This window comes from Pseudomonas urethralis, from assembly GCF_021602465.1.
Taxonomy (GTDB): Bacteria; Pseudomonadota; Gammaproteobacteria; order Pseudomonadales; family Pseudomonadaceae; genus Aquipseudomonas; species Aquipseudomonas vlassakiae.
The window spans coordinates 117,767-132,821 of the sequence record NZ_BQIJ01000012.1; the positions used below are offsets into that span (position 1 = coordinate 117,767).

The following is a 15,055-nucleotide window of genomic DNA, read 5'->3' on the forward strand; positions in this document are numbered from 1 at the left end:
GAAGACATCATCATGAGCCTGCTGGCATCTCCCCTCGAATCCGTTGAAAGTGCAGTCATCTGGCTGCTGGTCGGTTTTTCCGTCGTCACCTGGGGCCTGGCCCTGGTCAAGATCGTTCAGTTCGTACGGCTGAAGCATCAGGACAAGCGCTTCCACCAGCAATTCTGGGCCGCATCGAGCCTCGACTCGGCGGCGGAAATCAGCCACGAGCTGCCAGGCCCGGCCGCCCGTGTCGCCCAGTCCGGTTATGCGGCGATTGCGGTCGGTGAAGCGCACGCCAATGACCTGAGCCACGCCATCAACCACCAGGACCGCCTCGAACGTGCCTTGCGCCAGCAGATCGTGCGTGAGCGTCGCTCGCTGGAAACCGGCCTGGCAGTGGTTGCCAGTATCGGCAGCACCTCGCCCTTCATCGGCCTGTTTGGCACCGTGTGGGGCATCATGGAAGCGCTCAAGGGTATCAGCGCGGCCGGCTCCGCCAGCCTGGAAACCGTGGCCGGGCCGATCGGCGCAGCGCTGGTCGCCACCGGTGTGGGTATCGCCGTCGCGGTGCCGGCGGTGCTGGTCTACAACTACTTCCTGCGCCGCCTCAAGCTGACGGCGGCCGACCTCGATGACTTCGCTCACGACTTCTACAGCCTGGCGCAGAAGAGTGCCTTCCGCGTGCTGGTGCACCCGGCTGTGCACAAGGCCCAGGGTGGTTTCACCCAGCCGGTGAAGGAGGCGTCCTGACATGGCCTTTTCAACCCAGGATAGCGACGAAGTCCTCAGTGAAATCAACGTCACGCCGCTGGTGGACGTCATGCTGGTACTGCTGGTGGTGTTCATCGTCACCGCGCCGCTGCTGACCAACGCCATTCCGATCAACCTGCCCAAGACCGAGGCCGTGGCGCCAGTGGAGCAGAAGGACCCGTTGGTGGTGAGCATCGATGGGGGTGGCAAGCTGTTCATCAACAAGGACGAGATCCAGCCGGACCTGCTGGAAAGCAACCTCAAGGCGGCCAAGGACAAGGACGCCGACGTGCGTGTGCAGCTGCAGGCCGATGATGGCGTGAACTATGGCGAAGTGGCGCGGGCCATGGCTGCGATCGAGCGCGCCGGGATCAGCAAGCTGGCGGTAATAACTGCACGGTAATCTTCACCTTCTTCAGGCAAGTGCTTAAGGGCCACATCTCTTGGCAGGGGTTGGCCCTTTTTTTTGCCTGATATCGACGTGCAATTTTAGTTATTAATAAATAGCTTCTTATTCCTTTACGAATATAAATGCCTCCCTATACTGATTCCCAAGCACGCAAACTTACTGGAGGCGTCCCCATGCGCAATGAGTCAATCCGTTACCTGATTGTGCCGGGCTGGCAAGGATCGCCAGACAACCATTGGCAGAGTCACTGGCAGCGCACGCTGCCCAACAGCGCCCGGGTCGAGCAGCAGGACTGGCTCACTCCACAGCGCGGCGATTGGGTGCAGGCGCTGGAGCAGGCGATTGCCGCCGAACGCTCGCCGGTGATTCTCATCGCTCATAGCCTCGGCTGCATCACCGTCGCCCACTGGGCCGCACACGCCAGCCCGGCCCTGCTGCGCCGGGTGCGCGGCGCGTTGCTGGTGGCGCCGGCGGATGTCGAGCGGCCCGCCTGTGCGCCGGCCTTGCGCAACTTCGCGCCGATCCCGCTGCAGGCGCTACCGTTCCCAAGCCAGGTGGTCAGCTCGGACAACGATCCGGCGGTCAGCGTGCCACGTGCGTTGTACCTGGCCCAGGCCTGGGGCGCCGAGGCGGGCCTGCTGAGCAATGCCGGGCATATCAACGTGAAGTCCGGCCACGAGCGCTGGGAACAAGGCTTCGCCTACCTGTACCGCCTGCAGAGCCGGGTCGAGCAGCGCGCATTGCGTCGCGCCTGACCGGCCCCGATCGTTCAACGTTTGCCTGACGCCCGGCCACGATGGCCTGGGGCGGGAGTTCGTCATGACTTTTCAAAACCCGTTCGGCCAGCCATTGCTGACCTTTCCTGAGCTGGACAAGAGCCCACTGAGCATCCGTGCCAAGGCGCTGGTGTTCATCGACCCGCGCTCGCAGCAGTTACGCCAGGCCCTGGAGCAGCTGGCGCCGCAGCCCGTACCGGTGCTGATACGCGGCGAGACGGGTACCGGCAAGGAGTTGCTGGCAAGGCAGATCCACCGGGCCAGTGACCGCCCCGGACTGTTCGTCTCGGTCAACTGCGCGGCCATCAGCCCGACCTATGCCGACGCCGAGCTGTTCGGCTACAGCGCCGGCAGCCAGGGCGGTACGGCCAGCAGCCGCGCCGGTTGGTTCGGTTCGGCGAATGGTGGCACCTTGTACCTGGACGAGATTGCCGACTTGCCGCTGGCGATCCAGGGCAAGCTGCTGGCGGCGTTGGAGAACCGCGAGGTGACCCGTGTCGGCGCGCAGCAACCACAGCCGGTGGACGTCCGCCTGGTAGCCGCGACCAGCATCGACCTGGCGCGGGTGGTGAAGGCCGGGCGCTTCAATGAGCGCCTGTACCAGTACCTGCGCGAGGGTGCGCTGGAGCTGCCGCCACTGCGTGAGCGCCCGGGCGATATCCTGCCATTGGCCGAGTATTTCGTGGGTATCTATAGCGTGCGCCTGCAGCGCCCACTGGCGCTGATCAGCGAGGCCGCGCAACAGCTGCTTGAAGACCATGCCTGGCCGGGCAACACCCGCGAACTGGAGAATGTGATCCACTTCGCGCTGTTGGTGAGCGACGGCGACGAGCTGCTGCCGCAGGACCTCGATTTGCCCAACCCCGCGGGCTAGACGAGCTATAAGCAAACTGGATGGTGGCATTTTGTTTTTGGAATAAGCAGCTAATTAAAAGATATTGTTAGGGAATAAAAAATCTCGGTATCGTCCGCATCACGCCCTCCAGTGAAACGGTTGGGCATCCGACTTCGCCATCCGCGATGGCCCAGATCCAGAACAAGGAACACCATGAAAAAGACCCTGCTGACCACTGCCCTGGCCGCCGCTCTGTCGTTCGCTGGCCTGGCATCCGCCGCCGAGAAACTGGTCGTAGCCGCGACCCCGGTACCGCACGCCGAGATCCTCGAGCTGATCAAGCCGACCCTGGCCAAGGAAGGTGTGGACCTGCAGATTAAGGTGTTCACCGACTACGTGCAGCCGAACGTACAGGTTGACCAGAAGCGCCTGGACGCCAACTACTTCCAGACCCTGCCGTACCTGCAGAACTTCAACGAAGGCAAGGGCACCCACCTGGAAACCGTGATCGGCGTACACGTCGAGCCGTTCGGTGGCTACTCGAAAAAGGTCAAGAGCCTGAGCGAGCTGAAAGAAGGCGCCAGCGTTGCCATCCCGAACGAGGGCAGCAACAGCGGTCGCGCCCTGCTGCTGCTGCAGAAGGCTGGCCTGATCACCCTGAAAGACCCGAAGAATGCCCTGGCAACCCCGAAAGACATCGCCGAGAACCCGAAGAAGCTGAAGTTCCGCGAGCTTGAATCGGCCATGCTGCCGCGCGTGCTGGACCAGGTCGACCTGGACATGATCAACACCAACTACGCCCTGGAAGCCGGCCTGAACCCGGCCAAGGACGCGCTGGTGATCGAAGGCAGCGACTCGCCGTACGTGAACTTCCTGGTAGCCCGCCCGGACAACAAGAACAGTGAGGCTATCCAGAAGCTGGCCAAGGCGCTGACCAGCCCTGAGGTGAAGGAATTCATCGCCAAGAAATACCAGGGTGCGGTACTGCCTGCGTTCTGATTGTTTGATCGGTGTATGAAAGTGCCGACGCCTGTGCGTCGGCATTTTTTTGGGTGGCTGGGGGAAGGTTGAGCTGCCCTCACTGGCCTCTTCGCGGGTTTACCCGCGAAGAGGCCAGCGCACGCTTATGCCGAAGGCAGCCCGCCCAAGGCCCGGCGCAATGCCAGCAGCCACAGCAATTGTTCGTTCGAATCAGGTGAGCAGGGGCTATTCATCGTTGTCGTCCTTGTGGGGATGGCCTTGCTGTCTGAAGCTGTTTGAAAGGCGTGACGCAGAAAAGTTTCGATAGCCCGGAGAGTGATATCGATATGCAATAAAGGTATTTAGAAAAGTTTTTTTATACCTTTAGAGTCTACTGATCGCGCTTGGCGCATCGTTCAGACGTTCCTATGTCGTACTTCGCAAACCGGATGTCGAGGCAGAATCCATGACCTTCGACACCGCGTTCATTCTTAGCACATTGCCAGCCTTCTTCAAGGCGGTCGGCGTGACCTTGCAGGTCGGGCTGATTGCCATCGCCACCTCGCTGCTGGTGGCGCTGCTCAATGCCACGGTCCTGGTGCTACGCACGCCCTACCTGCGGCACCTGGTCAAAGGCTATGTGGAACTGGCGCGTAACACCCCCCTGCTGATCCAGCTGTTCTTCGTCTACTTCGCGTTGCCGAGCCTGGGCCTGAAGATCTCCGGTTTTGCCGCAGCGATCATCACCATGACCTTCATGGGCGGTGCCTACCTCACCGAGGTGCTGCGTGCCGGAGTCGAGGCCGTGCCGCGTGCGCAGCTGGAATCGGGCCGCTCCATCGGGCTGTCGGAAGGGCAGCTGCTGCGCCACGTGATCCTGCCCCAGGCCGGCATCCTCAGCCTGCCGGCACTGTTCGCCAACTTCGTCTTCCTGCTCAAGGAAACCACCGTGGTCTCGGCCGTGGCGGTGCCTGAAATTCTCTACACCACCAAGAGCTACATCGCCCTGTACTACAAGACCTACGAGATGCTCGCGGTGCTGACGCTGCTCTGCGTGCTGCTGTTCCTGCCGCTGTCGCTGCTGCTGCGCTACCTGGAAAGGAGGCTGCAACATGGCCAGTTCGGCAATTGAGCTGTTGCTGACGTCTTTGCCGCTGCTGGCCAAGGGGGCGGCGCAAACGTTGGCCATTTCGGCACTGGGGATTGTCTTCGCAACGCTCGGTGGCGTGCTGTATGGCACGTTGGCCACCCTGGGCAATCGCCTGCTGAACATCGCCTTGCAGGTGTACCTGGAGCTGTTTCGGGCGATCCCGGTACTGGTCTGGCTGTACCTGGTGTTCTTCGGTTTGCCGATCTTCTTCGCCCTGAGCATTCCCAGCTTCTGGTGCGCAGTACTGGTGCTGGGCTTGTGGGGTGCCAGCGAGGTCGGCGAGGTGGTGCGGGGAGCGCTGCAATCGCTGCCGCGTGGACAACGCGAGGCCGGGCTGTCGATCGGGCTTTCCACTGGCCAGCTTTACGGCTACGTGCTGCTGCCCCAGGCCCTCAAGCGCATGACGCCACCGACCATCAACATCTACACGCGGATCATCAAGACCAGTTCGCTGGCGGTGCTGATCGGCGTGGTCGAAGTGATCAAGGCCGGCCAGCAGATCATCGAGCGCACCTACGAATCGCTGCTGATCTACGCCGTGCTGTTCCTGTTCTTCTTTATCGTCTGCTACCCGCTGTCCGCCGCCTCGCGCGTGCTGGAGCGCCGCTGGGCCCACTCATGACCGCACTGATCGAATTCCAGGGTTTCAACAAGTATTTCGGCGCTCACCAGGTGCTGGATAACATCGACCTCAAGGTCCGCACCGGCGAAGTGGTGGTGATCCTCGGCCCCAGCGGCTGCGGCAAGAGCACCTTGCTGCGTTGCCTCAATGGCCTGGAGCAAGCGCATGGCGGGCACCTGCGCCTGGAGGGCCAGGAACTGTTGAGCGCGGATACCGACTGGCGCCAGGTGCGCCAGCGGGTGGGCATGGTGTTCCAGAGCTATCACCTGTTCGGCCACATGAGCGTGATGGACAACCTGCTGCTCGGCCCGCTCAAGGTGCAGAAACGCGAACGCGCCGAAGCCCAGGCTCAGGCCGAAGCGCTATTGGCGCGGGTCGGCCTGCTGGACAAGCGTGACGCCTACCCGCGGCAGTTGTCCGGTGGCCAGCAGCAGCGCATCGCCATCGTCCGTTCCCTGTGCATGAACCCGCAGGTGATGCTGTTCGATGAAGTCACCGCAGCGCTCGACCCGGAAATGGTCAAGGAAGTGCTGCAGGTGATCCAGGGCCTGGCCCGCGACGGCATGACCCTGCTCATCGTTACCCACGAAATGGCCTTCGCTCGCGCGGTGGCCGACCGCATCGTGTTCATGGAGGCCGGCAGGATCCTTGAACAAAGCGACCCCGAGAGCTTCTTCAGCCAACCGCGAACCGCACGCGCGCAGCAGTTCCTGGACAAATTCTCCTTTGTCGAAAGCCTGCCGAAGACAACACAAAAGGAACTGTCATGAAAACTGCCCCGCTTACCAAACTGCTGGCGCCGTTGTTCGGCCTGGCCCTGCTGGCCGGCTGCAACAAGGCCGAGGAGCCGCCAAAGCCCGCAGCTGCATCGCCGGCCACCAGCTACCTGGAAACCATCAAGGCCCGCGACAAGCTGATTGTCGGCGTGTTCACCGACAAGCCGCCGTTCGGCTTCGTCGACGCAAGCGGCCGTTACGTCGGCTTCGACACCGACATCGGCCGGCGTCTGGCCAAGGACCTGTTGGGCGACGAGAACAAGGTGGAGTTCGTCGCCGTCGAGCCGGCCAGCCGTATTCCGTTCCTGCAGAGCGACAAGGTCGACCTGATTCTCGCCAACATGACCGTGACCCCGGAGCGCAAGGAGGCGGTGGACTTCACCAACCCCAACCTGCGCGTGGCCGTGCAGGCCATCGTTGCCGACGGCAGCCCGGTGCAGAAGCTCGATGACCTGGCGGACAAGACCATCATCGTCACCACCGGTACCACGGCCGATATCTGGCTGACCAAGAACCACCCGGACTGGAAACTGCTCAAGTTCGAGAAGAACAGCGAGTCGCTGCAAGCGCTGGCCAATGGCCGTGGCGATGCCTATGCCCAGGACAACCTGATCCTGTTCAGCTGGGCCAAGCAGAACCCAGGGTACCGCGTGCTGCCGCAGTTGCTGGGTGAGGAGGCGCCGATTGCGCCGGCAGTGAAGAAGGGTAATACCGAACTGCGCGACTGGGTGAATGCCGAGCTGGCCAGGCTGGGGGAGGAGAAGTTTCTGCTGAAGCTGTATGACCAGTATGTGCGCAAGGAACTGAGCGATGACACCAAGCCGGAAAGCGTGATCGTCGAAGGCGGAAAGTGGCAGGGTTGACCGGCTGATTGCGGCCGCTGTGGGAGCCGGCGCGCCCGCGCAGCAGGCGACGCGGCGCATGGCACCGGCTGCGCCGGCGTTCGCGGCGCTTCGACGCCTCGGCATGCCCGCTCCCACATGGGCCGCCAGGCGGCCGAGCAAAGGCTATTCGAAATCACCTGGCGGTGGGTACCAGCCTCAGCGTGCTCTGCGCAGGAATCACGCCCATCTGCGCGCGCTGGTACTTGCCTTCGACATACCCCTCGGCTTGGTCCGAGAAATACCGGTCGAACGGCACGCCGCTTTGCCCTACCGGGTTGCTGGTCAGTGCCTGCCCGGCATCGGCGAAATCGATCAGGCGCCGGGTCGATGGCCCGTAGGTCACCGGCCACGGCGCCGGGCCAATCTTCGCCGACAGGTTGTTCGGCACCTCGTGGGTGCCGGGGGCGGCAAACGGGCCGACATTGAACAGCAGGTTCAGCGGTTTTTTCGAACCCAGTGGGTGGTTGTGGGTCAGGGTATGCGCCTTGCCCCATTGCCAGCTGGCCGGGTCTTGGCCGAGGGTGATGCGCAGGTGGGCAAGGCTCTTCTGCCACGCCACGCGCACGATGGCGGTGCGGTCGGTGCGCTGGTTGGCGCCGCGGGTATTCCACCAGGGCGAATCGGCGTCTGCAGCCAGGCGCGGCAGCGCGGCATCGATGGCGCGTGTGCTGATCAGCACCGGGAACCAGGTGTCGCCCAGTTCGTCATGTAATGCGGCATAGGCCAGCTCGTAGAGGAACTGGTTGAACAGCGTGGCGCTGGTGGAATCCAGCGGATAGTCACCGCGCCAGGCGGCAAGCTGCTCGACCAGTTCCTTTTCCTCGTCACCCTGGGCGACCTGGCGCAGGGTCGCCAGCAGCGGTGCCAAGGTGCGCGGGCCGTAATCGCTGGCCGTGTCGAGTTGCAGCGCCTGGCTGTTTTGCATGTCCCATTTCACCTCGGGGTTGCCCAGCTGGCGATCGAGCTGACGGCCGCGGTCGGCGAGGTTGTAGTATCCCGGTATCGGCACCACGGCCTGAGGCTGATAGTTGGCCGAAACGATGTAGCCGCTGGCCGGGTTTTCCTGTTGCGGGTTGACGCTGAACGGGTAGAAACCGTGTTTGTCGGCCTGGCTGCTGGCGCCGTCGAGGATGAACGCCGGGTTCACCCCGTCCGGGCGAATCGGCAACTTCGCTGCCGCCCACCAGCCGATGTCGCCACGGGCGTTGGCCCAGACGAAGTTCAGCCCCGGCGCCTGCACCTTGGCAGCCGCTTCGCGCATCTTGCCCAGGGTGTCGGCGCGGTTGAGCTGGTAGAAGCCTTCGAGGATCGGGTTTTCGGTTTCGAGGAATGCCCACCACATGGCAATCGGCGTGGCCCCGGCCGTGGCGCCGAGGACTTCGTTGACGATGGGCCCGTGTGGGGAGCGGCGCAGGTTGATGGTGACGGGTGGCTCGCCTTTGACTGCAATCTGCTGCGCGGTCTTTTCCAGCGTTTGCCACTGGCCGTCGATCATCACTTGGTCAGCGTTGGCAGGGTTGGTCTTTTCCGCGATCAGGTCGACGTCATCGTTCTGGAACATGGTCAGGCTCCAGCCGAAATCACGGTTGTGCCCCAGCATCGCGAACGGGTTCAGCGCCTGGAAGTAGCCGTACAGGTTGAAGCCGGGCGCCGAAAGCTCAGCCTCGTACCAGACGGCGGGCACGGCAAAACTGATGTGCGGATCGCCCGCCAGCAAGGGTTTGCCGCTGCCGGTGCGGCTGCCGGAAACGGCCCAGGCATTGCTGCCTTCGAACTGCGGGATGCCGGCATCGACCAGCGCCTCGTGGCTGGCGCGGGCCAAGGCTTCGAGGCTGTGCCAGTCGGTCGCCGCCAGGGGCGTGCCCAGGGCGCCCTGCGGTTGCCAGTCGAGGTCGAAAATCTTCAGGTATTGCGGGCCGAGCTGGTCGCGGATGTAGGTCAGTGCCGGTTCGGTGCGAAACGCTGCGGCGAAACTGTAAGCCAGGTAACCGGCGATGCTTAGCGTGTCTTCGGCAGTGAACGGCCGTGGGGTGATACCGATCAGGTCGAATTCCATCGGTTTGGGGTGGCTGGCCTGCCAGGCGTTGACGCCCTCGAGGTAGGCCTGCAAGGCTTGCCAGGCGGGCGATTGGGGGTCCTGGCGCTGAGCCATCAGCGCAGCCTGCTCGCGGATGCGCAGGCTGCGAAACAGGGTGTCGGTGGGCAGCAGCTTTTCGCCCAGCACTTCGGCCAGCTCGCCACGGGCCAGGCGGCGCATGATCTCCATCTGGAACAAGCGGTCCTGGGCATGCACGTAGCCCAGGGCGCGGTACAGATCCGCTTCGCTCCCTGCTTGCAGATGAGGCACGCCACGGGCGTCGTAGCGCACGCTGACCGGGCCTTGCAGCCCGGCCATGGCCACTTCGCCCTCACGCTGCGGCAGCTTGCCATGCACGTACCAGTAACCGGCGCCAGCGGCCACGGCAACGACCACGGCCAACAGGGTCAGGCTGCGCTTCATCGAAACTCCTTGTGCATTCGAAGGGAAACTGTGGTCCGATCATCGACGGATTCGCGAACAGAGCATAGCCCTCTCAAAGGAGTTTCCATGTCCCTCAGCGAAAAACAGAAAATGCTCAGTGGCCAGCTCTACCACGCCGGCTGCCCCGAGCTGCAGGCCGAACAGATTGCCAACAAGCACTGGATGCACCGCTACAACAACAGCGTCGAGCTGCTCAACGACGCGCGCAACGGCCTGCTGGCCGAGCACTTCGGCCATGTCGGCGAAGGTGCGGTGATCCGCCCGCCGTTCTACTGCGACTACGGCTACAACATCAGCGTCGGGCGCAACACGTTCATGAACTTCAACTGCGTGATCCTCGATGTGGTGCCGGTGCGCATCGGCGACGACTGCCAGATCGGCCCCAACGTGCAGATCTACACGGCCGACCACCCGCTCGACCCCGAAGTCCGCCGGAGCGGGCTAGAGAGCGGGCGACCGGTGACCATTGGCAACAACGTGTGGATCGGCGGCGCGGCGATCATCCTGCCGGGGGTGACCATTGGTGACAATGCCGTGATTGGAGCTGGCAGCGTGGTGACCCGTGATGTACCCGCGGGGGCGACGGCGGTGGGCAATCCGGCGCGAGTGCGTCAGCCTGCCCATGGGCAGTAGCAGCCCAGGGCCAGGGTGTTGGAGGCGCTGACTTTGCGGCCGGCCAGCAGCGCCTTTATGATCGGTTCGATGATGCTGTTGCTGGCGTTGCACACGGCGCCTTCGCTGTAGGGGCCGAAGTAGGCCAGGTTACCTTGGCGGTCCCAGATGGCCACGGCGGGAGAGGCGGGCAAATGTTCGCTGCCGGGCAAGTGGGCGATGGGTTGCAGACTGCTCAGGTTGGCAGGTAGCTGGCCGTGGCTGCCAGCCTTCTGCACGACATGGAAGGCCACGCCCTGGCCTGCGAACTGGGCAATCAGGTCGCCCAGGTGCTGCTGGTTGCCGACGTTGCACGGGCAGGCCGGGTCCCAGAAGTGCACCACGCGAATTGGCCCGGGGCCGGCGAGTTCAGGGGGGAGTCCCACCTCGCTGCCGTTGAACAGCGTGGTCTGGTTGTCGAACGGGCGCAGGTAGCGGGACTGGAAGGTGGCGTAGGCCTGCCAGAGTACAATGGCGCAGAGCACCAGCACTAACACCATCAGTGTGCGTTTGACACGGTTCGACATGAGTTATCCACAGTGCCGGCGATGAGACCGGTGCAGGCAGCGCATCTGCCTGATGAAAAGGTGCCCAAGCTTGCCACGATGCGGCCAACAGCTGAATATCCCAGATCAATACTCGCTCCGCCTTGGATGTACTCAATGCCCGCTGCCTTTCACCCCGATCTCCTGCGTGCCAGCCTCGCGCCGTTGGCCAGACGCCAGCCGTTGGCCGCGCAGGCGCAGGACTACCAGCGCTTCTATGGCCTGAACCTGGCGGCGCAGAGCTGGCTGGGCGGTTTCCAGGCCGCGGGGTTCGAGTTGGTCGGGCAGGTCTGGTTGCCTGAACAGCCGGTCGCGACGCTATTCTTGCTGCACGGCTACTACGACCACATGGGCCTCTATCGCCATGTGATCGACTGGGCGCTGAAACTCGGTTACGCGGTGATCAGCTGTGACCTGCCAGGCCACGGCCTGTCCAGTGGCGAGCGCGCCAACATCAGCGATTTCGCGCTGTACCAGCAGGTGCTGGAGGCCTTGTTCGAACAGGCGCGTGGCCTGGAACTGCCACGGCCTTGGCACCTGTGCGGGCAGAGCACCGGTGGCGCCATCGCTGTCGATCACTTGCTGAACGAAGGCGAGCGCAGTCCCATCGATGGCGAGGTGATCCTGCTGGCGCCGCTGGTGCGCCCCCGGTCCTGGCGCTGGTCGAAATTCAGTTATCGGGTATTGCGCCACTTCGTCAACGGCATCGAGCGGCGCTTCAGCGAGAACACCAACGACCCGACTTTCCTGCCCTTCCTCGAAGCCGACCCGCTGCAACCGCGGCGGCTGCCCACGGCCTGGGTCGGCGCCTTGATTGCCTGGGTCAAGCGTATCGAGGCGGCGCCGCACTGCGCGCGACGGCCGTTGATCGTGCAGGGCGAAGCGGACGGTACGGTGGATTGGCCCTACAACCTCGAAGTGCTCAAGGCCAAGTTCAGCGAGCCACAGATCCTGATGTTGCCCGAAGCTCGCCATCACCTGGCCAACGAGCTGCCGGACATTCGCCGGCGCTACTTCGATTTCATCGAGCAGCGCCTGGGCTGATCATTTGAGGTCGGCGCTGTTCTGGCCCACCGCCAGGCCGGCACGCACCGCAGCCACGGCGGCCTGGTAATAAGCCTTGCCGTCTGGCGACTCGGCGAAGGTGGCGAATTCTTCAAGCTCGTCGTCGGACAGGTCGCGGTAGACGTACAGCAGGGTGTTGTTCAGGTCTTCGCCGATCTGCCCCATCAGACGCTGGCGCTGGCCGTCGAGCAGGCTTTGGGCCTGGCTGGCGCCGAACAGGCCGGGGATCATCGAGCTCAGGCTGTCGGCAGCTACGCCGGCGATCGCCAGGCTGACTTCGGCGCCGGCTTCGCGGGCTGGCAGGGCCCGGGCCAGGTGGCCTATGACCAGCAAGCGATTGTCGCTGGCCTGCATCTTCGGCAGGCCCTTGGCGTTCTTGGCCAGCTGGTCCTTGCGCGTGGCCAGCAGCTCGGCGGCGACAATCTTGCGCCCCAGCGGCGACTGGAAGAAGGCCAGCGCCGGCGCCGGGTTGGGCAACGTACTGCGCAGCTTGGCCAAGGCACGGTTGTCCATCGCCTGGGCCTGGAAGCGCTGGTTGCTGTTGTTGACCAGCGCCTGGTAAACCGCAGGCGGCAGGCTGTTGCGGTAGCGCTGCTGGGCCGCGCTCACGGCATCGGAAAAGTGGGCGCGCTGGTCGGGCCAGCCGGCGGCCTTGTACAGTTGATCAAGGGTGTCTGCCCAGACAGGCATGGTGCAGATCATCAGCAGAAGCAGGGAAAACAGACGGTGCATTCAGGACTCCTGTCGGCAGGTGGCTATTGTCCTAGGCCCGGCGCCGTTTTGTCGAGCAATCCGAGCGCTTCTCAGCCAAGTGGCGCTGTGCGCCGACAGGGCGAATGGATATGATGCGCGCCATGCACATCTCCCCTGAAAACCCGATGCTTGCGGCCGTCGTCGACGATCTGGCCACCCGTGGCTGGTCGCAGCAGGCGCTCTTCCTGCCTGCCGACCTGGTGCGCGCGCTGGCGGCCGAATGCCGGCGCCGTGATGCCGAAGGCGAACTCAACCCGGCCGGCGTCGGGCGCGGTGATGGCCAGGAGGTGCGCGAGAGCATTCGCGGTGACCAGATCCAGTGGATCGACCCCGGCCAGGCCGAGGCCTGCGACCAGTACCTGGCGGCGATGGACCAGTTGCGTCAGGCCATCAACCAGGGCCTGTTCCTGGGCCTGGAAGATTTCGAATGCCACTTCGCCCTGTATCCACCGGGGGCGTTCTATCGCCGGCATCTGGACCGCTTCCGCGACGATGACCGGCGCATGGTGTCGGCGGTGCTCTATCTGAACGAAGACTGGCTGCCGGAGGACGGCGGGCAGCTGCGCATGTTCCTGGCGGACGATGTCGAGCACGATGTGCAGCCGGTGGCAGGTTGCCTGGCGATATTCCTTTCCGGTGAGGTGCCGCACGAAGTGCTGCCGGCCAGGCGCGAGCGCCTGTCGTTGACCGGCTGGTTCCGGCGCCGTGGCAATGACCCGTTCTGATCTGCCCAAGGTGCTGGTGAGCGCCTGCCTGCTGGGCCAGCCGGTGCGCTATGACGGCCGGGCCAGCGGGCATCCCGATGTGTTGCGGCAGTGGCAGGCTGAAGGGCGTGTGGTGCCCTTGTGCCCGGAGGTGGCGGGCGGTTTGCCGACACCGCGGCCACCGGCGGAGATCCCCGGTGGTCAGGGCTCGCAGGTGCTCGCGGGTGACGTGCAGGTGCTGACGGTGACCGGCGAGGATGTCACTGGCGAATTTCTCGCCGGGGCACAGCAGGCGCTGGCGCTGGTGCGGCGGCATGGCATTCGGGTGGCGGTGCTGAAGGCAGGCAGCCCTTCGTGTGGCAACCGCTTGACCTACGATGGCACCTTCAGCGGGGTGAAGGTACCGGGCGAGGGGGTGACCACGGCGTTGCTGCGGCGTGAGGGCGTGCAGGTCTTCAGTGAGTTGGAGCTGGAACAAGCGCAGCAGGCGTTGGCTCGCCTGCCTGCATGGCCTTGAACCACTTCTTCTCCAGCTCCTCCGTGCGTCCTTTTTCCTTAAGGCGATCAAGCGCTTTGTTCAACGCGGTCTCGAACGCCGGGTTGTCCTTCTGGAATGGGATCACCAGCTTCTTGTCGCCAAATGCCTGGCTCACATCGAACGAGCCATCCGACTTGAGCGATTCGCTCGCCGGGGTCAGGGCGATGTCGTACGTGCCCTTTTCCACACCTGGCAGGACTTCCGCTGCCGTCGCCTCGACAAAATCGGCACGCAGGCCCAGTTCACTGGCCAGGTCCTGGCCAAACTCGATTTCAAAGCCGGTCAGGCGTTCGCTCTGCTGATCCTTGAATGAATAGGGTGCGTTGTCGGGCTGCACGGCAATGCGCAGTTCGCCCCGGTCGTTGATGTCGTCTATCAGCTCGGCCTGAGCCAATGGAGTGATCAGTACTGCCAGCAGCACGCCTATGGTCGAACGCATGTATTGCCCCTTTTCCTTCAGCAGATGAGTAACTTTCGCCGCGACTTTCTTCCCCGTCGCAGTCGAGCGCAGCCTATGACCTTGAAGCCTTGGCGAGGTTTAACCCTAACTGAAATATTTGTCTTTGTGGGCTATCGTGAACTTCCGCCGCCATTCGTTTAACGGGCAGCGGTCATTAAGTGAATCAAGGAGAAGTGAATGAACAGCCTATTTTCGCGTGCTGCCGTAGCGGGTTTGCTGATGGGCGTCTCGGTGTTCGCCAGCGCCGCTGATGCCCTGAAGAGCCAGGAGCCGCCGGCGGGTGCCAAGGTTTCCATCCTTTCCCCCAAAGATGGCGAGCAGGTCGACGCGACATTCACCGTCAAGTTCGGCATCGAGGGCATGCAACTCAAGCCTGCGGGAGACCAGACCCCGCATACCGGCCACCATCACCTGCTGGTGGATGTGGACAAGGAACCTATCGCCGACATGCCGCTGCCGACCAGCCTGATGCCGGCAGCCGGTACCGCGTTGCCGGCCGGCCCGCAAGTGCTGCACTTCGGCAAGGCGCAAACCGAAACGACCATCACCTTGACGCCGGGCAAGCACACCCTGCAGCTGGTATTGGGTGACCAATATCACGTGCCATTCAAGCCAAGTGTCGAATCGAAGAAGATCACTGTTGAAGTGAAATAAAAAAGGGAGGCCGCCAGGGC

18 protein-coding genes are annotated in these 15,055 nt (G+C 63.5%); 14 read left to right on the plus strand and 4 right to left on the minus strand.

What is annotated here, in order from left to right; all coding sequences use genetic code 11:
* Nucleotides 1–12: 12 nt before the first annotated feature.
* The 9 genes from L6D64_RS19165 to L6D64_RS19205 all read left to right on the plus strand — a co-directional run bounded on the left by L6D64_RS19165 (nt 13) and on the right by L6D64_RS19205 (nt 7,123).
* Nucleotides 13–732, plus strand: coding sequence for a MotA/TolQ/ExbB proton channel family protein (locus L6D64_RS19165; RefSeq protein ID WP_176507568.1), 720 nt, complete (start codon nt 13–15; stop codon nt 730–732).
* A gap of 1 nt (nt 733) precedes the next feature.
* Nucleotides 734–1,135 (plus strand): ExbD/TolR family protein, encoded by a 402-nt coding sequence (locus L6D64_RS19170; RefSeq protein WP_054885478.1) that lies wholly within the window; start codon nt 734–736, stop codon nt 1,133–1,135.
* A gap of 179 nt (nt 1,136–1,314) precedes the next feature.
* On the plus strand, nt 1,315–1,896 hold the full coding sequence (locus L6D64_RS19175; RefSeq protein ID WP_176507569.1) for an alpha/beta hydrolase: 582 nt from the start codon (nt 1,315–1,317) through the stop codon (nt 1,894–1,896).
* Between the two features lie 64 nt (nt 1,897–1,960).
* The gene (locus tag L6D64_RS19180; protein ID WP_176507570.1) at nt 1,961–2,791 is read left to right on the plus strand and encodes a sigma 54-interacting transcriptional regulator; all 831 of its coding nucleotides are present in this window, start codon (nt 1,961–1,963) and stop codon (nt 2,789–2,791) included.
* Nucleotides 2,792–2,965: 174 nt separating this feature from the next.
* Nucleotides 2,966–3,751 (plus strand): MetQ/NlpA family ABC transporter substrate-binding protein, encoded by a 786-nt coding sequence (locus tag L6D64_RS19185; RefSeq protein ID WP_054885481.1) that lies wholly within the window; start codon nt 2,966–2,968, stop codon nt 3,749–3,751.
* 427 nt (nt 3,752–4,178) lie between these two features.
* Nucleotides 4,179–4,844, plus strand: coding sequence for an amino acid ABC transporter permease (locus L6D64_RS19190; RefSeq protein WP_054885482.1), 666 nt, complete (start codon nt 4,179–4,181; stop codon nt 4,842–4,844).
* Entirely contained in the window at nt 4,825–5,484 is a 660-nt protein-coding gene (locus L6D64_RS19195; RefSeq protein WP_176507571.1) for an amino acid ABC transporter permease, read from the plus strand. The genes L6D64_RS19190 and L6D64_RS19195 overlap by 20 nt, the downstream gene beginning before the upstream one ends.
* The gene (locus L6D64_RS19200) at nt 5,481–6,254 is read left to right on the plus strand and encodes an amino acid ABC transporter ATP-binding protein (protein WP_176507572.1); all 774 of its coding nucleotides are present in this window, start codon (nt 5,481–5,483) and stop codon (nt 6,252–6,254) included. Before L6D64_RS19195 ends, L6D64_RS19200 begins: the two co-directional genes overlap by 4 nt.
* Nucleotides 6,251–7,123 carry a transporter substrate-binding domain-containing protein gene (locus L6D64_RS19205; protein WP_176507573.1) on the plus strand — a complete coding sequence of 291 codons (873 nt, stop codon included), beginning with the start codon at nt 6,251–6,253 and terminating at the stop codon, nt 7,121–7,123. Before L6D64_RS19200 ends, L6D64_RS19205 begins: the two co-directional genes overlap by 4 nt.
* Before the next feature lie 154 nt (nt 7,124–7,277).
* Here the strand turns inward: L6D64_RS19205 and L6D64_RS19210 are convergent, their stop codons facing one another.
* Complete coding sequence (locus L6D64_RS19210; protein ID WP_176507574.1) at nt 7,278–9,644, minus strand: penicillin acylase family protein; 2,367 nt, start codon at nt 9,642–9,644, stop codon at nt 7,278–7,280.
* A gap of 87 nt (nt 9,645–9,731) precedes the next feature.
* On the opposite strand from L6D64_RS19210, the gene L6D64_RS19215 reads away from it, so the two are divergent.
* The gene (locus tag L6D64_RS19215) at nt 9,732–10,298 is read left to right on the plus strand and encodes a sugar O-acetyltransferase (protein WP_176507575.1); all 567 of its coding nucleotides are present in this window, start codon (nt 9,732–9,734) and stop codon (nt 10,296–10,298) included.
* Here the strand turns inward: L6D64_RS19215 and L6D64_RS19220 are convergent.
* Nucleotides 10,277–10,843: a DUF6436 domain-containing protein gene (locus tag L6D64_RS19220; protein WP_176507576.1), complete on the minus strand. Its 567-nt coding sequence runs from the start codon at nt 10,841–10,843 to the stop codon at nt 10,277–10,279. The genes L6D64_RS19215 and L6D64_RS19220 overlap by 22 nt on opposite strands.
* 135 nt (nt 10,844–10,978) lie before the next feature.
* On the opposite strand from L6D64_RS19220, the gene bipL reads away from it, so the two are divergent.
* Nucleotides 10,979–11,905 carry a phospholipase BipL gene (bipL, locus tag L6D64_RS19225; RefSeq protein WP_176507577.1) on the plus strand — a complete coding sequence of 309 codons (927 nt, stop codon included), beginning with the start codon at nt 10,979–10,981 and terminating at the stop codon, nt 11,903–11,905.
* Here bipL and L6D64_RS19230 read toward each other — a convergent pair whose 3' ends face one another.
* The gene (locus tag L6D64_RS19230) at nt 11,906–12,658 is read right to left on the minus strand and encodes a DUF2059 domain-containing protein (protein ID WP_176507578.1); all 753 of its coding nucleotides are present in this window, start codon (nt 12,656–12,658) and stop codon (nt 11,906–11,908) included.
* 113 nt (nt 12,659–12,771) lie between these two features.
* On the opposite strand from L6D64_RS19230, the gene L6D64_RS19235 reads away from it, so the two are divergent.
* Nucleotides 12,772–13,404: a 2OG-Fe(II) oxygenase gene (locus L6D64_RS19235; protein WP_176507619.1), complete on the plus strand. Its 633-nt coding sequence runs from the start codon at nt 12,772–12,774 to the stop codon at nt 13,402–13,404.
* The gene (locus L6D64_RS19240) at nt 13,391–13,900 is read left to right on the plus strand and encodes a 2-thiouracil desulfurase family protein (protein WP_176507579.1); all 510 of its coding nucleotides are present in this window, start codon (nt 13,391–13,393) and stop codon (nt 13,898–13,900) included. Before L6D64_RS19235 ends, L6D64_RS19240 begins: the two co-directional genes overlap by 14 nt.
* Here L6D64_RS19240 and L6D64_RS19245 read toward each other — a convergent pair.
* Nucleotides 13,839–14,360 carry a substrate-binding periplasmic protein gene (locus L6D64_RS19245; RefSeq protein ID WP_176507580.1) on the minus strand — a complete coding sequence of 174 codons (522 nt, stop codon included), beginning with the start codon at nt 14,358–14,360 and terminating at the stop codon, nt 13,839–13,841. The two genes, L6D64_RS19240 and L6D64_RS19245, sit on opposite strands and share 62 nt — an antisense overlap.
* A gap of 198 nt (nt 14,361–14,558) precedes the next feature.
* On the opposite strand from L6D64_RS19245, the gene L6D64_RS19250 reads away from it, so the two are divergent.
* The gene (locus L6D64_RS19250; RefSeq protein WP_176507581.1) at nt 14,559–15,035 is read left to right on the plus strand and encodes a DUF4399 domain-containing protein; all 477 of its coding nucleotides are present in this window, start codon (nt 14,559–14,561) and stop codon (nt 15,033–15,035) included.
* Nucleotides 15,036–15,055: the final 20 nt, after the last annotated feature.